Here is an 18,315-nt window from a genome sequence, read left to right on the forward strand (position 1 = left end):
GGCGCCGGCCCCAACAGCGGCACCCGCTCCGGCACCCGCGGCCGCGGCGCCGGTGGCCCCGCTCGGCTGCGAGCCGCGCGGCTCGGCTTCGCGCACCGGGGCGTCGTCGACCCGCGGCTGCACCGCGGTCTGCGATCCCTGGGCCTGCGCGGCCTTCGAGTTCGGCCCGGAGATGCGCACCTGCTTCTTCGGCGGCGCACCCGGGCCCTTCTTCGCACCGTCGCGCTCCGCTCCCGAGGCACCCGCTGGCCGCTCCTCGCGGGCGCCGGCGCCCGCAGTGGCGCCACCGTCAGATTCCGATGCCTCGGATGCGCCCGGCCTGCCGGCCGGCATCGCGATCGTGCGTGCGTCGGCGTTGCCGGACTTGCCGCCCGCCTCCTCCGCAGCCTCGCGGCCGCCGGCCGCCGGTGCCTCGGGGGCCCGCTGTGCGGACTTCGCCGCGGGGGCGGGCTCGGAATCGCCGGCGCGCTTGGCCTCGGCCGATTTCGACTCCGCCGATTTCGACTCCGTGCCCTGGGAGCCGCGCATGCCGTACTGCGGCCGCTTGGGCTTGCCGGGCTTGCCCGCAGCGGGACCGTCGCCGGTGCCCTGTTCGCCTTCGCGCTGGGGGCGGGGGCCCTCGGTGTCCTGGTCGGAGGGCTTGGCGCCCCCGGCGGTCAGTCGCGTGGACCCCGCCGAGGTGCGCAGGACCTTGCCGGGCTTCTGCTCGTCGTCGCTCACTGCTGCTCTTCACCTTCGCTTCCGGCCTCAGCCTCAGGGGTGTCGGTTCCATCCGCCGCACCGGGCCCATCGGGCGACTCGGCCGCGCCCTCGTCGACGACGGCCCGGACCTCGGCGACCTCGGCCTCCGAGGCCACGTCCTGCGCCGCCTCAAGCGCCTGCTCGTCGACCGGGGTCTCGGCCTCGTCCTCGACGATCTGCTCCGGGCCGCGGGTTACGGCAATGATACGGTCCTTCTTCCCGGGCTTGGCGAACACCACGCCCATGGTGTTGCGGCCCTTGGCGGGCACCTCGTCGATCGCCGAGCGCACCACCTTGCCGCGCTCCATGACGACGAGGACCTGCTCGCCCTCGCCCACGATGAGGCCGCCCACCAGGTCTCCGCGCTGCTCGGTGACCTTGGCGACCTTGATTCCGTAGCCGCCGCGGCCCTGCACGCGATACTCCTCGACGGGGGTCCGCTTGGCGTAGCCGCCCTCGGTGACGACGAAGACGAACGTGCCCGGCGTGAGGACGTCCATGGCGAGCAGCTCGTCGTCGTCCTTGAACTTCATGCCGGTGACGCCGGACGTCGCGCGGCCGGTGGGCCGGATCGTCGAGTCATCGGCGGTGAAGCGGATCGACATGCCCTTGCGGGAGATGAGCAGCAGGTCGTCATCGGCCATGACGAGACGGGCGGAGACGAGCTCGTCGGCCCGGCCCTGCTCGTCCTCGCGCAGGTTGATCGCGATGACGCCGCCCGTGCGGTTCGAGTCGTACTCGGACAGGCGCGTCTTCTTCACGAGCCCCGAGCGGGTGGCGAGCACCAGGTAGTCGGCGGCCTCGTAGTCGCGGGTGGAGAGCACCTGGGCGATCGTCTCGCCCGGCTGCAGCGCGAGCAGGTTCGCCACGTGCTGGCCCTTCGCATCGCGCGAGCCCTCCGGCAGCTCGTAGGCCTTCGCGCGGTAGACGCGCCCCGTGTTCGTGAAGAACAGCAGCCAGTTGTGCGTCGAGGTGACGAAGAAGTGGTCGACGACGTCGTCCCCGCGCAGCTTGGCGCCCGTGATGCCCTTGCCGCCCCGGTGCTGGGCGCGGTAGAGCGCGGACTGGGTGCGCTTGGCGTACCCCCCGCGGGTGATCGTGACGACGACCTCCTCCTCCGGGATGAGGTCCTCCATCGACACATCGCCGTCGAAGCCGGCGAGGATCTTCGTGCGGCGGTCATCGCCGTAGCGGTCGACGATCTCGGCCAGTTCCTCGGAGACGGTCTCACGCTGGCGGTCCTCGCTGGCGAGGATCGCGTTGTACTCCTTGATGAGCTGCTCGATCCGCGCGGCCTCCTCCTCGATCTTCTGCCTCTCAAGGGCCGCGAGGCGGCGCAGCTGCAGGTCGAGGATCGCGTTGGCCTGGATCTCGTCGACCTCGAGCAGCTCCATGAGGCCGGTGCGGGCCTCCTCGGAGCTGGGCGAGCGCCGGATGAGGGCGATGACCGCATCGAGGGCGGAGAGCGCCTTGAGGTAGCCGCGCAGGATGTGGGCGCGCTCCTCGGCCTTGCGCAGGCGGTAGCGGGTGCGGCGCACGATGACGGTGATCTGGTGCTTGACCCACAGGCGCAGGAACGCGTCGAGGGAGAGCGTGCGCGGCACGTTGTCCACGAGCGCGAGCATGTTCGCGGAGAAGTTCTCCTGCAGCGAGGTGTGCTTGTAGAGGTTGTTGAGCACCACCTTCGCCACGGCGTCGCGCTTGAGGACGATGACGAGGCGCTGGCCGGTGCGGCCGGAGGACTCGTCGCGCAGGTCGGCGATGCCGGCGACCTTGCCGTCCTTGACGTAGGAGGCGATCTTCGTGGCCAGCGTGTCCGGGTTGACCATGTAGGGCAGCTCGGTGACGACCAGGCAGGTGCGCCCCTGGATCTCCTCGACCTCCACGACGGCGCGCTGGGTGATCGAGCCGCGCCCGGTCCGGTAGGCGTCCTCGATCCCGGAGTGGCCGAGGATCGTCGCCCCGCCCGGGAAGTCGGGGCCCTTGACGAGGCCGATGAGCGCGTCGAGCGCCTCCTCGCGGCTCGCCTCGGGATGGGAGAGCAACCACTGAGCGCCGGCGGCGAGCTCGCGCAGGTTGTGCGGCGGGATGTTCGTCGCCATGCCCACGGCGATGCCGGCGGAGCCGTTGGCCAGCAGGTTGGGGATGCGCGAGGGGAGGTAGACGGGCTCGAGGTTGCGCCCGTCGTAGTTCTCCTGGAAGTCGACCGTGTCCTCTTCGATATCGCGGACCATCTCCATGGCCAGCGGGGCCATGCGGCACTCGGTGTAGCGGGGGGCCGCCGCGCCGTCGTCGCCGGCGGAGCCGAAGTTGCCCTGCCCGGCCACGAGCGGATAGCGCAGCACCCACGGCTGGACGAGGCGGACCAGCGCATCGTAGATCGCGGAGTCACCGTGGGGGTGATACTGGCCCATGACGTCGCCCACGACGCGCGCGCACTTGGAGAAGTTGCGGTCCGGCCGGTAGCCGTCGTCGAACATCGCGTAGATGATCCGGCGGTGCACCGGCTTGAGGCCATCGCGCACGTCGGGCAGGGCGCGGCCCACGATCACGCTCATCGCGTAGTCGAGGTAGGAGCGCTGCATCTCCAGGTTGAGGTCCACCTGCTCGATGCGGGAGAGGACATCGCCCGCGGCGCCCGCGCCGCCCTGCGGTTCCGCGCCCTCGGGCTGGGTGTTCTCGGTCTCGTCGGCCACGCCTGTGCCGCCCTTTCGCTGTTCGTCCCGCGCCCCTGCGCGGCTGGGTCAGTGTGCGCTCGCGCGCGCAGCCCGCTCCCCCGGCGGGGGCGCGGGCGGATGGTCACACGTCGAGGAAGCGCACGTCCTTCGCGTTCTCCTGGATGAAGCGCTTGCGGGAGTCGACGTCCTCGCCCATGAGGACGGTGAAGATCTCGTCGGCGAGGATCGCGTCCTCCAACTCCACCTGCTTGAGCAGGCGGGTGTCCGGATTCATCGTCGTCTCCCACAGCTCGTGGTAGTTCATCTCGCCCAGGCCCTTGTAGCGCTGGATGCCCTGCTGGTTGGGCAGCCGGCGCCCGGCGGCGCGGCCCTCGGCCAGCAGCCGGTCGCGCTCGGCGTCCGTGTAGGCGTACTGGTCCTCCGCGTTCGTCCACTTGATGCGGTAGAGCGGCGGATTGGCCAGGTACACGTAGCCCTGCTCCACCAGCGGCTTCATGTAGCGGAAGATGAGCGTGAGCAGCAGCGTCGTGATGTGCTGGCCGTCCACGTCGGCATCGGCCATGAGGATGATCTTGTGATACCGCAGCCGGGACATGTCGAACTCGTCGCCGATCCCGGTGCCGAACGCCGTGATCATCGACTGGACCTCGTTGTTGGCCAGCGCCCGGTCCAGCCGGGCCTTCTCCACGTTGAGGATCTTGCCGCGCAGGGGCAGGATCGCCTGGGTCTCCGGGTCCCGGCCCTGGACGGCGGAGCCACCGGCGGAATCGCCCTCGACCATGAAGATCTCGCTGATCGCGGGGTTCTTCGACTGGCAGTCGCGCAGCTTGCCCGGCATTCCCGAGGTCTCGAGGAGGCCCTTGCGGCGGGTCGCCTCGCGCGCCTTGCGGGCGGCGAGCCTGGCCTGCGAGGCCTGGATGGCCTTGCGCACCACATCCTTGGCCTGGTTGGGGTTGGACTCCATCCAGTGGCCCAGCTCATCGCGCACCACCCGCTGGACGAACGTCTTGGCCTCGGAGTTGCCGAGCTTCGTCTTCGTCTGCCCCTCGAACTGGGGCTCGCCCAGCTTGATCGAGATGACGGCGGTCAGGCCCTCGCGGACATCGTCGCCCGTGAGGTTGATGTCCTTCTCCTTGAGCAGCTTCTGCTCGCGCGCATAGGCATTGATGAGGCTGGTCAGCGCGGTGCGGAAGCCCTCCTCGTGCGTACCGCCCTCGTGGGTGTTCACCGAATTGGCGTACGAGTGGACGGACTCCGTGTAGGCGGTGGTCCACTGCATCGCGACCTCGAGGGCGATGAGCTGGTCCTTGTCCTCGGACTCGAACGCGATGACGTCCGGGTTGATCGCCTCGGACTTCTTCTGCCCGTTGAGGTACTCGACGTAGTCGAGCAGGCCGTTCTCGTAGCGGTAGGTCACCTCGCGCGGCTTGAACTCGGCGTCCTCGTCGTGGAGCTGGACGTCGTCGTCGTTGACCTCCGGGCGGCGCTCGTCGCGCAGGGTGAGCGTGAGGCCCTTGTTGAGGAACGCGGTCTGCTGCAGGCGGGCGCGCACCGTCTCATAGCTGAAGGCGACCGTCTCGAAGATCTCCTCGTCCGGCCAGAACGTGATGGTCGTCCCGGTATCGGACACGGGCTCGCCCTGGGCGACCTCCGCCGTCGGCACGCCGCGCACATAGTCCTGCGTCCAGACGCTGCCCTCCGTGTGCACCTCCGCGAAGAGCCGGGAGGACAGGGCGTTGACGACCGAGGAGCCCACGCCGTGCAGGCCGCCGGAGACCGCGTAGCCGCCGCCGCCGAACTTGCCGCCGGCGTGGAGGATGGTGAGCACCACCTGGAGGGTGGAGACGCCCTCCGAGGGGTGGAGGCCCACCGGGATGCCGCGGCCGTCGTCGACGACGCGCACTCCGCCGTCGGCCAGCAGCGTCACCCGGATGTGGGAGGCGTAGCCGGCCAGCGCCTCGTCGACGCTGTTGTCGACGATCTCGTAGACGAGGTGGTGGAGGCCGCGCTCCGAGGTGGAGCCGATGTACATGCCCGGCCGCTTGCGAACCGCCTCCAGCCCTTCGAGGACGGTGATATCGCTCGCGTCATAGTGCGGGTTGTCATCAACAGCCATGGGTCTCCTTGCTCAGTGGGCGCCTGCCTGTGCGATTCTACCGCGCGCGGGGCCCGGATTGCGCCAATCGGGCGGTGACTGTGGACGCGGATTCGCCCCTATCCGCCCGCAGGCGCCGATTTCCGGCGCTCGGGGAGCCTCGGCCGTAGGGGATCTCATGGCCAGGCCCGCAACAGCGCCTGCGCGGCTCTCACACGATCGAGGCGAACGCCCATCCGGCCGCGGCGATGCAGGCCGCGATGACGAGGGCCATGAGGAGGAGCCACACCGCCGCCGGCACTCCGGTCGCGCGGGCCATGAGCGCGGCATCGCTGTCGCCCGTCCGGCCGCGGGCGTGGGCGCGCAGCACGTTGCCGAAGCCGCGCAGGGAGCCCACGAGGAAGTACGCGCCCACGCCGCCCACCACGGAGCTCAGCCAGGCACCGGGCAGCCAGCCCAGCGCGCCGATCCCGAGCGCCAGCACGATGAGCACCGTCAGCCAGGTCAGCGCCCCGCGCATGAAGATGAGCGAGACCACGAGGACGAGCAGGCTGAGCGCCAGGGCCGTGCCCGCCCTGCCCCACAGCGCGGCGGCCACGAGTGCGGCGCCGTAGATCGCCGGCGCCGGATACCCGAAGAACGTGGAGAACGGCGCCGATGCGCGCGTGCCCGTCGAGGTCGTGAGTCCGGCGTGGTCGCCGGAGATCCGGATGCCCACGACCCGGCGGCCGGTGAGCAGCCCGGCGAGCCCGTGGCCCAGCTCGTGGACGACCGTGACGACGAGCCCGCTGTAGGCCCAGACCGCGCGCGGCAGGACCAGCAGCGCGGCGACGACGGCGGCAAGGCCCACCGCGAAGGCCGCGGATTCGTCGACCGGGGTGGGCTGGAGGGAAGCGGCGCAGATGCGCTCCAGGATCGGCGGCATCCGCTCAGGCTAGCGACTCAACCATAGGTATCCCTGGGTCCGCGCCCGCGCACCGAGCGCCGCCCGTGCTTCCACGACCGCTGGGCCGGGCCCAGGATCGTGATCTCGTCGATGACCCGCCGCCCCAGCTCGCGCTCGAGCCGGTCGAGCAGCGCCTGGGACATGAGCCGCAGCTGGGTGGCCCAGGTCGTGGACGAGGCCCGGACGACGAGCGCCGGCGGATCGCACGTCTCCGGTTCGCAGTGCGCCGCGACGTCCTGGCCGACGAGCTCCGGCCAGCGGCCCATGAGCGCGCCCACGTCCAGCGACGCGCGCCAGCCCCGCGCCTGGGTGAGCGTGCGGATCTCGGCGACCAGCGGCTTCGGGTCCCGCGCATCGGCCCCGGCCCCCGTATAGGAGACCTCCGCGATGCTGCGCACGGTCCGGCGCAGGCTGCCCGTGTACCGCCCCGCGGCCACGTCGCCCATGCGCCGGACCCGGTCGAGGGCCTCGAGGGCGGCGATGGGCGTCCCCGCCGGCTCAGCCATCGCCGTCCTCGCCGCGCGCCGCCGTCAGCTCGTCGAGGTCGACGACGCGTCCGCTCAGGTTGGCCGGGATGTCCCCGGCGACGGCGGCCGTGATGAGCACCTGCTCCGCCGGGGCCACGAGCTCGGCCAGCCGCTCGCGGCGGGCGGCGTCGAGCTCCGCGAAGACATCGTCGAGGACAAGCACGGGCTGCTCCGCCGGATCGTCGGAATCGCCGGTGAGCACGCGCCAGCCCGCGAGGCGCAGGCCGAGCGCCAGCGACCAGGACTCGCCGTGGGAGGCATAGCCCTTGGCCGGCACGCCCCCGATCGTGAGCTCCACATCGTCGCGCTGCGGGCCCACGAGGGTGAGGCCGCGCTCGATCTCCGGGCGCCGCCGGCGGGCCAGCGCGTCGACGATGACCTCCTCGGCCGCGGCGGCATCGGCCACGCCGGCGTAGTCGATCCGCGAGGCGTAGACGGCCTGGGCGCTGCGCCGCTCCTCCTTGGCACCGGCGGCCAGCACCGCGAAGTCCGCGCTGAGCGGGGCGGCCAGCCGCTCGAGCAGCGCGCGGCGGCCCAGCACGAGCTGCGCGGCGGCCTGCGCGAACGCCCGATCCCAGATCTCCAGCGTCGCCTCGAGGGACTCGTCGGGCTGCGCGCGCAGGGACTTGAGCAGGGCGTTGCGCTGGCGCAGTGCGCGGTCGAAGTCGCTGATGACCGCGGCGTAGCGCGGGGCGCCGGTGACGAGGAGGGCGTCGAGGTAGGCGCGCCGCTCCGCGGGCTCCCCCTTGACCAGGCCCAGGTCCTCGGGAGCGAAGACGACGCACGGCAGCAGGCCCAGCAGCTCGCGGGTGCGCACGCCCTGGCGGTTGATGCGCGCCGTGTTCGCGCCTCGGGCCCGGACCGTGACCTCCAGGGTGACCTGGCGGCGGCCCCGGTGGGCGAGTGCGGAGACGGTGGCCTGCTCACGGCCGGCGCGCACGAGCGGCAGGTCCTGGGAGACACGGTGCGAGGACAGCGAGGACAGGTAGCCCAGCGACTCGACGAGGTTGGTCTTGCCCCACCCGTTCGGTGCGGCGAACGCCGTCACCCCCGGCTCGAGCTCCAGGTCGAGCAGCGCATAGGAGCGGAAGTCACGCAGTGAAAGCCGCGAGACCCACATCAGAACCTGAGGATGGGCATGAGCAGGTAGCGGTAGGACGGGTCGTACTCGCCGTCGGGGGCGGACTGCCCCGTGATGACGACCGGCTTCTTGGGCTCGGTGAGCGAGAAGCGGACGAACGGCGCGTCGATCTGCGCGAGGCCCTCGGAGATGAAGTGCGGGTTGAAGCCCGTCGTGATGTCCTCGCCCTCGATCTGCGCCTGCAGCGCCTCGGTGGCCTGGGCGTCGTCGCCGGCACCGGCGCGCAGCACCAGGGAGCCGTCTGCGAACTCGAACTTGATGGGCGTGTTGCGCTCCGCGACGAGGGAGACGCGCCGCACGGCCTCGCGCAGCGCCGAGGTCTCGAGCACCGCGGTGATCCCGACCTCCTTGGGGAAGAGCGAGCGCACCTTCGGGTAGTCGCCCTCGACGAGCAGCGAGGTGGTGACGCGGCCGTTGCCGCTGAAGGCGAACATGTCCTTGCCGCCGGACTCGGCGAGGGCGATCTCCACGTCGCCGCTCATGGCCTTCGCGGCATCGCCGAGGGTGCGCCCGCGCACCAGGGCCGTGGCGGAGACGTCGGGGCGGCGCGGGTTCCACGTGAACTCGCGCACCGCCAGGCGGTAGCGGTCGGTCGCCAGCAGGGTCACGGTGTCGCCCTCGATCTCGACGCGCACCGCGGTGAGGATCGGCAGCGTCTCGTCCTTCGACGTCGCGATGCCCACCTGGGACACGGCGTGCTGGAACTCCGAGGACGCGATGACCCCGGTGGTGTCCGGCACGGTGGGCAGGCTCGGGTAGTCCTCGACCGGCATGGTCATGAGGGAGAAGCGCGACGAGCCGCAGGTCAGATCGACCTTCGTGCCGTTGAGCTCGAGGGTGACGGGCTGGGCCGGCAGCGCGCGGGCGATGTCCGCGAGCAGCTTGCCGGAGACGAGGAACGTGCCGGGGGCCTCGACCTCGGCGGAGATCTCCGCCCGGGACGAGACCTCGTAGTCGAAGACCGCGAGCTGGACCGTGCCATCGGCCTGCGCGGTGACGAGGATGCCGGTGAGCACCGGAACCGCGGGGCGCTGCGGCAGGGACTTCGTCGCCCAGGTGACGGCGTCGGCGAGGACGTCGCGCTCGACCTTGAACTTCACAGGGGCTTCGGCGTTCACATCTCTCCTGGTCATCAGGTTTCCAAGCGGCAGCGCAGGCCACCGGACCGGGCCGCCGGAGCGCACAGGCGCGTGGCGGCGGGCAGCTGGGGGCATGCGACGACAGCCGACTTTACACGATGCCCGGCGTGTCCCGTTGGCGCAGTGCGCCGTCCGTGATGGACTGTGCCGTTGCAGTGAGCGCCGATGTTCGAATCAGCCCCTCGAGCTCCCGGTCGAGTGCGCGCAGTCGAATCGCGTGCGCAGCCCGGACGAGCCCCCGGGCCGAGCAGTGTGCGGCGCGCCCTCTTCTTCGTCATGTGAGTACAGCAGAAGTATTAGCACCTGTGGAAGCTGTGTAATCACATCGCTGTCATCGGGTGTTCATGCGGCCAAGCGGCCGGCGGGCCCGGTGGACGGCGTGTGGAGAACGGCGCCCGGGGCAGGGGACGATTGTGAGTTACACCGATGTGCCTCCACACCCGTCCACCGGGGCGACGCCGTGCGTTCATTCACCGTACCCAGGATGTGAGCCGTTTCCCACAGGGTTGTCCACACGTGTGGACGCGGCGGATCATAGCCGATGCTGTTGTTTGATCCTGTTTGTGAGCTCGGTGACCTGGGTGTAGAGCGCCCGCCGCTCGGCCATCTGGGTTCGAATCTTCTTGTTCGCGTGCATGACCGTCGTGTGATCGCGCCCGCCGAACTCCTGGCCGATCTTGGGCAGGGAGAGGTCGGTGAGCTCGCGGCACAGGTACATCGCGATCTGCCGCGCGGTGGTGAGCGTGCGCGAGCGGGAGGTGCCCTGGAGGTCTTCGAGGGTGAGGCTGAAGTACGCCGCCGTCTGGCCCATGATGTCCGTGGCCGTGATCTCCGGGGTGTCGTCGTGGGTGATGAAGTCCTTGAGCACGGCCTCGGCGAGCCCCACGTCGATGACCTGGTCGTTGAGATTGGCGAAGGCGGTCACCCGGATGAGCGCGCCCTCGAGTTCGCGGATGTTCGACGAGACGCGCGAGGCGATGTACTCGAGCACGTCGTCGGGCACCGCGAGCGACTCCGCCTTCGCCTTGTTGCGCAGAATCGCGATGCGGGTCTCGAGGTCCGGCGGCTGCACATCGGTGAGCAGGCCCCACTCAAAGCGCGAGCGGAGCCGCTCCTCGAAGCCCTTGAGCATCTTGGGCGGCTGGTCCGAGGTGATGACCACCTGCTTGTGCTCGTTGTGCAGTGCGTTGAACGTGTGGAAGAACTCCTCGACCGTGGCATCCTTGCCCTGGAGGAACTGGATGTCGTCGATCATGAGCAGGTCGACCTCGCGGTAGCGGCGCTGGAAGGCCGGGCGCAGCGAGTTCGATGTCGTCGACGAGCCGATCGTGTTGATGAAGTCGTTGACGAACTCCTCGCTGGAGACGTAGCGAACGCGGATGTTGGGGAACAGCTGCGCGGCATAGTGGCCGATCGCGTGCAGCAGGTGGGTCTTGCCCAGGCCGGAGTCGCCGTAGATGAAGAGGGGGTTGTAGGCCTTCGCCGGCGCCTCCGCCACCGCGAACGCGGCAGCGTGGGCGAAGCGGTTCGAGGCGCCGATCACGAACGTCTCGAACGTGTACTTGGGGTTGAGCTGGGCACCCGCGGACGCCTCGTCGGCCCCCGCCATGGCGGGCACCCGGCCCTCCGGGCCGCCGTCGCCCGAGGCGCGCCGCTCATCCGGGGCGGGCCCCGCGGCGGGCTGGGGCTGGGCCTGTGGCTGGGACTGCGGCGGCGCCTCGGGAGCGGCCGAGGCCTGGGTGCGGGCGGGCGGCGGCACGTCGGACTGCTCCTCGACGGCGATGGCGAAGGCGACGTCGTGGCCGAGCGCTGCGGAGAACTCGCGGGCGAGGGGCTCGCGCAGCTGGGTCTCGATCGTGTTGCGCGTGAGCTCATTGGGCACGGAGAGGACGACGAGCTGACCCTGGACGAGGGCCTTGGGCTCGGCCAGGCTGAGGAATCCCTTCTGGCCTCGGGTGATGCCGGAGTCCCCGAGGAGGTTGGCCAGCACCTGCTCCCAGGTCTCCGCCAATTCGCCGCGGTCCGAGTCCTCGCTCACGTCGTCCTCCTGCAGGTGTGCATCCGTGGGGCCCCTCCGGTGTGGACAGACCCGCGCTTTCGTTCCACACAGTTTTCCACAGTTTGTGGAGCGCTTCTCCCGCAGCCCCGGATTCATCCACATTGGTGGACAAACATGTGGAAATCACACCCGTGTGAGTTGTGGACCGGGCTGTTCACCCGGGACTGTGAATAACGTGTGGACGCCCGGAGACGGCCCCGTGCGCCCCGTGTGGTGCCCCTCACGGGTGCGGTGAGGGAATTGACCGGCCGCCCCGGCGCCGCCTAAAGTGGAGTGTCCTGTGTTGCGGGCCCGCTGGTGTGTGCGACTTCCCCTTGGCCTCGAGGCGCAGGAGCGCGAGTCGGATCCTCACACCCCCGGGTGGGATCCGCTGCGCGCACGTCCCAGAGCGCACGAGCGCTGCACCCGACGAACCGACCGGAGAGACCCAAGTGAGCAAGCGTACGTTCCAGCCCAATAACCGCAAGCGCGCCAAGACGCACGGCTTCCGCCTGCGCATGCGCACCCGTGCCGGCCGCAGCATCCTCGCCGCCCGCCGCCGCAAGGGCCGCACCAACATCTCTGCCTGACCGTGCTGCCGGTCCAGAACCGGGTGAGGTCGGCCGACGACTTCCGGCGCGCATTCCGCTCCGGGGTCAGGGCAGGCTCCCGCGTTCTGGTCCTCCACGCCGCGAAGGCCGACCGATCCCACGCCGTGCGCGTGGGATTCGTCGTCTCCAAGGCCGTGGGCAACGCCGTGGTCCGCAACCGCGTGAAGCGCCGGCTGCGCGAGATCATGCGCGCCCGGCTGGGCGCGCTGGCCCCCGGCCTCTACGTCGTGCGGGCGCTGCCGGCGGCAGCCGCGGCGGATTTCGGCGCTCTCGAGGCGGCCCTCGATCGGGTGCTGCCGGAGGCGCAGCGCAAGCTCGCCGGCCGAGCGGAGGGCCGATGAGGGCCGCGAAGACCCGCGAGGAGGACACGCCGTCATCGCTGCCGGCGTGGCCGCACGGGGCGTGGGCCAGGATTGGACACGCGCTGCTCCTCGCGCCCCGGATGCCGTTCGTCTGGTTCATGCGGGCCTATCGGCTGCTGGTCTCCCCGCTCTACGGGCGCGTGTGCCGCTACTACCCGAGCTGCTCGAAGTACGCGCTCGACGCCTATGAGGCCAAGGGGGCGATTGCGGGCACCGCGCTGACCGCGTGGCGGCTGCTGCGCTGCAATCCCTTCAGCCGGGGCGGCGTGGACTATGTGAGCGGGTCCGTCCTGGCCCGCCGCAGCGCCGCCCTGCACGGGCGGGATCGCACCGCTGGCAATGGCACAATAGACCGAGTACCCAATGCTTAAGGGCCCTGGCACAGTCACGGCTCGAGGAGATGTCGAATGGACTGGCTAGGAAAGCTGCTGCTGCCGCTCGAGTGGGTGGTGGCGTGGATCCTCACCTTCTTCCACCAGGTGCTCACCTCGATCGGCATGCCCGCCGACGGCGGCTGGACCTGGGTGGCCTCGATCGCCCTGCTCACCGTGGTGGTGCGCGCCCTGCTCATCCCCCTGTTCGTCTACCAGATCAAGGCGCAGCGCAAGATGCAGCTGCTGCAGCCGGACATCCAGCGGCTGCAGGCGAAGTACAAGGGCAAGAAGGACCAGTTCTCGCGCCAGCAGATGGCCGAGGAGCAGCAGGCGCTGTTCAAGAAGCACGGCACGAACCCGTTCGCCTCGTGCCTGCCGCTGCTCGTGCAGCTGCCCATCTTCTTCTCGCTCTTCCGCGTCATCCGCGCCACCGCGGCAATCGCGACCGGCGAGCAGGCGCCCATCGGCGGCCTCACGCAGGAGCTCGCCCAGCAGGCCGAGGCCTCCTCCGTGTTCGGCATCCCGCTGTCTGCGACGTTCATGAGCGACGGCGCGGCCGTCAAGGTGCTCACGGCGCTGCTCATCATCATCATGGCCGCGACCCAGTTCCTCACCCAGCGCCAGATGATGACGAAGAACATGTCCGAGGCGGCGCTGAACAACCCGTTCATGCAGCAGCAGAAGATGCTGCTCTACGTCATGCCCGTGGTGTTTGCGATCGGCGGCATCTACTTCCCGCTCGGCGTGCTCGTCTACTGGCTGGTCTCCAACACCTGGACGATGGTCCAGCAGCACGTCGTCATCCGGAACATGCCGGCGCCGGGGTCCAAGGCGGAGAAGGAGATGATGGAGCGCCGTGCGCGCCGCGGCAAGGAGCCGCTGCCCGGTGCCAAGCCCATCGAGATGGCCGAGGAGGCCAAGCCCGCGAGCGGCCAGCGCCAGCAGCCGGTGAGCAAGAACCGTCAGAAGAACAAGAAGAGGAAGTAGGTCGCCGATGACTGAAGAGAACACCGCGGAGGACGCGAAGCCCACCCGGGCGCAGCTGCTCGAAGAAGAGGGCGATATCGCGGCGGACTACCTCGAGGAGTTCCTCGACCTCGCCGATCTCGACGGCGACATCGACATCGACGTCGTCGACGGCCGCGCCCAGGTCGCCATCGTCTGCGACGACGACGAGGCCGGCGGCCTCGACGACCTCGTGGGCCGCGACGGCCGCGTGCTCTCGGCGCTGCAGGAGCTCACGCGCCTGGCCGTGCAGACTTCAACCGGCCAGCGCTCGTGGCTCATGCTCGACATCGACGGCTTCCGCAGCCGCCGGCGCGACGATCTGGCCGCGCAGGCCGATCGTGCGATCGAGCGCGTGCAGGAGACCGGCGAGGCCGAGGCGATGGCGCCGATGAACTCGTTCGAGCGCAAGGTCGTCCACGACCAGGTCGCCAAGGCCGGGCTCGTCTCCGAGTCCGAGGGCGAGGGCGACGGCCGCCACGTCGTCATCCGCCCGGCCTGAGCCCAGGATGGAAGCCGCCGAGTCCCCCGCCGTGCCGCCCGCGGGCGCTCTCGAGCTCTTCGGCGCGCGCGCCGGACTCGCCGAGCGCTACGCCCACCACCTGGCGACGACGGGCGTCGAGTGGGGCCTCATCGGCCCGCGCGAGGTGCCACGGCTGTGGTCCCGGCACATCCTCAACAGCGCACTGGCCGCCGAACTGCTCAGCCCGGGCGACGATGTGGGCGATGTGGGCTCCGGCGCGGGCCTGCCGGGAATTCCCCTGGCGCTCATGGTCCCCGAGGCATCGTTTGCGCTCATCGAGCCCATGGAGCGGCGCGTGGACTGGCTGACGATGGTCGTTCACGACCTCGGCCTGGAGAACGTGCGCATCGTGCGTGGGCGCGTCGAGGACCTCGCCGATGACGAGGTGTTCACGGCGGTGACGGCGCGAGCCGTCAAGGCGCTCAAGGTCCTCGTCGAGTGGTGCGCGCCCGTCCTGGCTCCGGACGGCAGGCTGCTGGCGCTCAAGGGCGAGCGCGCGCAGCAGGAGATGGCCGAGGCGGCGAAGGCGATTCGCCGGCTGCGCCTCTCCCCCGCCGTCCTGCATACCCTGAGCAGCCCGCTCGTCGAGACGCCCACTCGGGTCGTGGAGGTCGTGCGGCCCTGAGGGCCGCGTCGGTGCCGTTCGGTAGAATCGCAGAGCCGGAGCAGGCTTCGGAATCCCGGACGCGTTCCGGTTCACACAAGGACGGAGTGCACATGCCGATCATGGACGAGTCGACTCCGCTGGGCGCCGCGATCGCGCGCGACAACCGGCGGGCGGAGCGCCTGGCGACGACCACCTTCCCCCGGCCGGATCGGACGCACATCTTCACGATCGCGAACCAGAAGGGCGGCGTCGGCAAGACGACGACCACCGTCAACATCGCGGCCGCGCTGGCGAAGCAGGGCCTCGAAGTCCTCGTCATCGACATCGATCCGCAGGGCAATGCGAGCACGGCACTGGGCATCGACCACTCGACGGAGGTGGCGAGCGTCTACGACGTCATCATCGAGGACGCCGCTATGGCGGACACCGTGGCGCCGTGCCCGGACCTCGATCACCTGCTGTGCGTGCCCGCCACCATTGACCTCGCCGGGGCGGAGATCGAGCTCGTCTCGCTCGTGGCGCGCGAGCAGCGCCTGGCGCGCGCCCTCGAGGAGTACCTCGCCCTCCGCGAGTCCGAGGGCTCGCGTGTGGACTACGTGCTCATCGACTGCCCGCCCAGCCTGGGGCTGCTGACGGTCAATGCGTTCGTCGCCGCGAACGAGGTGCTCATCCCCATCCAGTGTGAGTACTACGCGCTCGAGGGGCTGAGCCAGCTGCTCAAGAACATCCAGCTCATCCAGAAGCACCTCAACCCCGACCTCAGCATCTCGACGATTCTGCTCACGATGTACGACGGGCGTACGAATCTTAGTGCGGAGGTCGCCAACGATGTGCGCGCGCACTTCCCCGAGCAGGTGCTGCGCGTGGCCATCCCCCGTTCCGTGCGGATCTCCGAGGCTCCCAGCTACCGGCAGACCGTCATCACCTATGAGCCCTCGTCGTCCGGTGCGCTGTCATACCGTGAGGCGGCCGAGGAAATCGCAGCCCGAGGAGTGGCAGACAATGGCTGAGCGCAAGCGCGGACTGGGCCGGGGCATCGGCGCCCTCATCCCCGATATCGTCACCGATGAGCGCCCCGTGGACGTGTTCTTCCCCGACGCCGGTCGCGACGCGGCGGACGAGGCGAAGCCCGCCCAGCGGGCCGCCAGGCGCGACCCCTCGGAGGGCATGCGGCGCGCCGCGGCGAAGAAGAGCGCCGGCAAGAAGGCGCCCCGCGGTGCGGCTCAGGCCAAGGCAGCGGCTCAGAAGGATGCCGAGGCCGATGCCGGAGCCGGTGCTGCCGATGGCACCGCCTCCGCGGTGGGGGGTGCGGGATCCGGGAAGCGATCGGGGTCGTCAGAAGGCGCACGCGGTCGTACGTCCGGGGCGGGTGCCGGTACGCAGTCCGGTGGGGCGTCTCCCGCGGCCAAACGCGGAACCGCGGCGGACAAGCTCGTCCATGAGCAGCAGCAGGCGGAGGCGCACCCGACAGCCGATGCCGGGGAGCCCGGTGGCGATTCGATGGACCACTCCCCCGAGCTGCGCTCCGTACCGGGCACGGCGTTCGGCATGCTTCCGGTCGGCCAGATCCGGGCCAATCCCCGGCAGCCGCGCACGATCTTCGATGAGGACGCGCTCGCCGAGCTCGTCCATTCGATCCGCGAGGTGGGTGTTCTCCAGCCGATCGTCGTGCGCGTGGTCGACGCCCGGCAGCCGCAGTACGAGCTCATCATGGGCGAGCGCCGGTTCCGGGCCAGCCAGGAAGCCGGGTTGAGCGAGATCCCGGCGATCATCCGCGACGTGCGCGATGACGACCTGCTGCGGGACGCGCTGCTGGAGAACCTGCACCGCGCCGACCTCAATCCCCTGGAGGAGGCGGCAGCGTATCAGCAGCTGCTCGACGACTTCTCCTGCACGCAGGAGGAGCTGTCCGAACGGATCGGACGCTCGCGCCCCCAGATCACCAACACCCTGCGGCTGCTGCGGCTGCCGGCGCTTGTGCAGCGCCGTGTCGCGGCCGGTGTGATCTCGCAGGGCCATGCGCGCGCGATCCTGGGCCTCAACGACTCGGGGCAGATGGAGGTCCTTGCCCAGCGGGTGGTGGCCGAGGGACTGTCGGTCCGCGCCACGGAGGAGGCCGTCGTGCTGCTCAACCGCGGCGAGAAGCCGCGGGCATCACGCGCCGCCGGACAGGTCTCCCCCGAGCTTGCCGAGGTTGCTCGCTCCATCGGCGACCGACTGGACACCCGGGTCGCCATCACGATGGGCAAGCGCAAGGGCAAGATCAGCGTCGAGTTCGCCAATGCGGAGGACCTCGAGCGCATCCTCGGTGCAATGGGAGTCCAGCGCTCCGAGTGAGCGCGAGCGTGCCCGTACCTCGGGTGCTGCGCCCGCGGGACTTCTGCACGTCGGATCGCTGCGGCCCTACGCCGGGGAAACAGCGGATGTTCATTGGTTGCGGTTACGGTGTGCCGCGTGCCCCGCTGTGCAATCCTGGTGAACCGGGCGAATGTTGATACCAGGTCTGCGCAGGTTTCACGTGAAACATTGACCCGATGGAGGCATGCATGGTTGCGGCAGTTTTATCTCGCGGGTGACGAAACTGATAGTACGTGTATTTCAGCGAAGTCTATAATTATGATGGTCGTATTACATTCGTTTCCTCCGCGTTCCGCTCGCCGCGTGTTGTTCCGCCGCCACCCGTGGCGCTGCCGCCGGATTCTGTGCGTTGTTGGCGGGGCCTGCGTCGTGCAAAGGTGATCCCCACGCGTGTTCTGAGGCACGTTGTTGCAGGAAGCAACGGTATCGGGCAACTCGCGTTGTTTCACGTGATGCCCCTCCCCCACGCGTCGACGCTGTTCGTCGGCGGCAGTCTCGAGGGCCTGAGCTCGCAGTCGAGCGCAACGGCGGGAACACGACCGGGGCGGTGCGTATCCGCCGTAGCACCGTCGGCCAAGGGTGATGGCGACGTGCTCCGTCTACATTGCTCTTTCTCCCGAGCGTGGCGTCTTACTGGGAGCCACCACTTTTCCATGGTGGTTTCGTCAGGCGGTCCGGGTTGACGTTGACGCTGTTCGACCCCATGAGCGCCCCTCCCCTCCAATATCCCTGGGCCCGCTCGTGCGGGTCTGTGGTGGATAGGCTTTGCCCGGTCACGGCCCCGGTGGTAGTTCGCCACACGTACATGTTTCACGTGAAACGGAATTGTGTTCGTTGCGCACAGGAGCGGTACGTCGAATGTGGCTGGTGCGGTGGTCTCGCGACGTGCGACGGTGCGAGGCGACTGAAACGCCGCGGGTCTGCTCATTGGGGAACGTAAGTTTCACGTGAAACGTCCGGGCAGGTTGTTTGCAAGCCCAGGATAGGGATTCTGACTTCGCGTCATGTCCAGACTTCGAGTCGGGATGCCTGTTGTGGCCGCAGTTAACATGTTCACTTTCCGACAGCGACTCGGGTTTGAGGTGTCCTATCTCATTCCTACGGCTGTGCAGCCGTTTCTGGCTGCAGGGTATGCGGTTTCCCGCTGGAGCTGCGGGAGAGCGATGAGGT

The 18,315-nt window shown here is 69.7% G+C and carries 15 protein-coding genes and 1 pseudogene; 8 read left to right on the forward strand and 8 right to left on the reverse strand.

Annotation, left to right across the window (positions count from 1 at the left end):
- The 8 genes and pseudogenes from GSY69_RS09340 to dnaA all read right to left on the reverse strand — a co-directional run.
- Positions 1-720: pseudogene (locus GSY69_RS09340) on the reverse strand (hypothetical protein); the annotation flags it as partial.
- Positions 717-3,437 carry a DNA gyrase subunit A gene (gene gyrA / locus GSY69_RS09345; protein WP_407925019.1) on the reverse strand — a complete coding sequence of 907 codons (2,721 nt, stop codon included), beginning with the start codon at positions 3,435-3,437 and terminating at the stop codon, positions 717-719. The gene gyrA and the pseudogene GSY69_RS09340, both read right to left, overlap by 4 nt.
- A 103-nt stretch (positions 3,438-3,540) precedes the next feature.
- Positions 3,541-5,535, reverse strand: a complete 1,995-nt coding sequence (gyrB, locus tag GSY69_RS09350; RefSeq protein ID WP_160953592.1) for a DNA topoisomerase (ATP-hydrolyzing) subunit B — start codon at positions 5,533-5,535, stop codon at positions 3,541-3,543.
- Between the two features lie 190 nt (positions 5,536-5,725).
- Complete coding sequence (locus GSY69_RS09355) at positions 5,726-6,439, reverse strand: M50 family metallopeptidase (RefSeq protein WP_160953593.1); 714 nt, start codon at positions 6,437-6,439, stop codon at positions 5,726-5,728.
- 17 nt (positions 6,440-6,456) lie between these two features.
- Positions 6,457-6,966, reverse strand: a complete 510-nt coding sequence (locus GSY69_RS09360) for a DUF721 domain-containing protein (protein ID WP_160953594.1) — start codon at positions 6,964-6,966, stop codon at positions 6,457-6,459.
- Positions 6,959-8,107 carry a DNA replication/repair protein RecF gene (gene recF, locus GSY69_RS09365; RefSeq protein ID WP_160953595.1) on the reverse strand — a complete coding sequence of 383 codons (1,149 nt, stop codon included), beginning with the start codon at positions 8,105-8,107 and terminating at the stop codon, positions 6,959-6,961. Before recF ends, GSY69_RS09360 begins: the two co-directional genes overlap by 8 nt.
- Positions 8,107-9,246: a DNA polymerase III subunit beta gene (gene dnaN, locus GSY69_RS09370; RefSeq protein WP_328698826.1), complete on the reverse strand. Its 1,140-nt coding sequence runs from the start codon at positions 9,244-9,246 to the stop codon at positions 8,107-8,109. The genes recF and dnaN overlap by 1 nt, the downstream gene beginning before the upstream one ends.
- Positions 9,247-9,799: 553 nt before the next feature.
- Positions 9,800-11,305, reverse strand: coding sequence for a chromosomal replication initiator protein DnaA (dnaA, locus tag GSY69_RS09375; RefSeq protein WP_407925020.1), 1,506 nt, complete (start codon positions 11,303-11,305; stop codon positions 9,800-9,802).
- 452 nt (positions 11,306-11,757) lie between these two features.
- Between dnaA and rpmH the strand changes: the two genes are divergently transcribed.
- From rpmH to GSY69_RS09415, 8 genes are all read left to right on the forward strand, one after another.
- On the forward strand, positions 11,758-11,895 hold the full coding sequence (gene rpmH / locus GSY69_RS14670) for a 50S ribosomal protein L34 (protein WP_160953597.1): 138 nt from the start codon (positions 11,758-11,760) through the stop codon (positions 11,893-11,895).
- A gap of 2 nt (positions 11,896-11,897) precedes the next feature.
- Positions 11,898-12,257 carry a ribonuclease P protein component gene (gene rnpA, locus GSY69_RS09385; RefSeq protein WP_160953598.1) on the forward strand — a complete coding sequence of 120 codons (360 nt, stop codon included), beginning with the start codon at positions 11,898-11,900 and terminating at the stop codon, positions 12,255-12,257.
- Positions 12,254-12,649 carry a membrane protein insertion efficiency factor YidD gene (yidD, locus tag GSY69_RS09390; protein WP_202410984.1) on the forward strand — a complete coding sequence of 132 codons (396 nt, stop codon included), beginning with the start codon at positions 12,254-12,256 and terminating at the stop codon, positions 12,647-12,649. Before rnpA ends, yidD begins: the two co-directional genes overlap by 4 nt.
- Before the next feature lie 36 nt (positions 12,650-12,685).
- Positions 12,686-13,639 carry a membrane protein insertase YidC gene (gene yidC / locus GSY69_RS09395; protein WP_160953599.1) on the forward strand — a complete coding sequence of 318 codons (954 nt, stop codon included), beginning with the start codon at positions 12,686-12,688 and terminating at the stop codon, positions 13,637-13,639.
- 7 nt (positions 13,640-13,646) lie between these two features.
- Positions 13,647-14,159 (forward strand): Jag family protein, encoded by a 513-nt coding sequence (locus tag GSY69_RS09400; protein ID WP_160953600.1) that lies wholly within the window; start codon positions 13,647-13,649, stop codon positions 14,157-14,159.
- Between the two features lie 7 nt (positions 14,160-14,166).
- Complete coding sequence (gene rsmG / locus GSY69_RS09405; RefSeq protein ID WP_160953601.1) at positions 14,167-14,805, forward strand: 16S rRNA (guanine(527)-N(7))-methyltransferase RsmG; 639 nt, start codon at positions 14,167-14,169, stop codon at positions 14,803-14,805.
- A 92-nt stretch (positions 14,806-14,897) separates the two neighbouring features.
- Positions 14,898-15,797: a ParA family protein gene (locus GSY69_RS09410; protein ID WP_160953602.1), complete on the forward strand. Its 900-nt coding sequence runs from the start codon at positions 14,898-14,900 to the stop codon at positions 15,795-15,797.
- Entirely contained in the window at positions 15,790-17,124 is a 1,335-nt protein-coding gene (locus tag GSY69_RS09415; RefSeq protein WP_160953603.1) for a ParB/RepB/Spo0J family partition protein, read from the forward strand. The genes GSY69_RS09410 and GSY69_RS09415 overlap by 8 nt, the downstream gene beginning before the upstream one ends.
- Positions 17,125-18,315: the final 1,191 nt, after the last annotated feature.

This window comes from Brevibacterium rongguiense, from assembly GCF_009857845.1.
In the GTDB taxonomy this organism is placed as follows: Bacteria; Actinomycetota; Actinomycetes; order Actinomycetales; family Brevibacteriaceae; genus Brevibacterium; species Brevibacterium rongguiense.

Excerpts from the sequence above, each read along its gene's own strand:
- gyrB (WP_160953592.1), bottom strand. The coding sequence starts at position 5,535 with ATGGCTGTTGATGACAACCCGCACTATGACGCGAGCGATATCACCGTC.
- GSY69_RS09355 (WP_160953593.1), bottom strand. The coding sequence starts at position 6,439 with ATGCCGCCGATCCTGGAGCGCATCTGCGCCGCTTCCCTCCAGCCCACC.
- GSY69_RS09360 (WP_160953594.1), bottom strand. The coding sequence starts at position 6,966 with ATGGCTGAGCCGGCGGGGACGCCCATCGCCGCCCTCGAGGCCCTCGAC.
- recF (WP_160953595.1), bottom strand. The coding sequence starts at position 8,107 with ATGTGGGTCTCGCGGCTTTCACTGCGTGACTTCCGCTCCTATGCGCTG.
- yidD (WP_202410984.1), top strand. The coding sequence starts at position 12,254 with ATGAGGGCCGCGAAGACCCGCGAGGAGGACACGCCGTCATCGCTGCCG.
- yidC (WP_160953599.1), top strand. The coding sequence starts at position 12,686 with ATGGACTGGCTAGGAAAGCTGCTGCTGCCGCTCGAGTGGGTGGTGGCG.
- GSY69_RS09400 (WP_160953600.1), top strand. The coding sequence starts at position 13,647 with ATGACTGAAGAGAACACCGCGGAGGACGCGAAGCCCACCCGGGCGCAG.
- rsmG (WP_160953601.1), top strand. The coding sequence starts at position 14,167 with ATGGAAGCCGCCGAGTCCCCCGCCGTGCCGCCCGCGGGCGCTCTCGAG.
- GSY69_RS09410 (WP_160953602.1), top strand. The coding sequence starts at position 14,898 with ATGCCGATCATGGACGAGTCGACTCCGCTGGGCGCCGCGATCGCGCGC.
- GSY69_RS09415 (WP_160953603.1), top strand. The coding sequence starts at position 15,790 with ATGGCTGAGCGCAAGCGCGGACTGGGCCGGGGCATCGGCGCCCTCATC.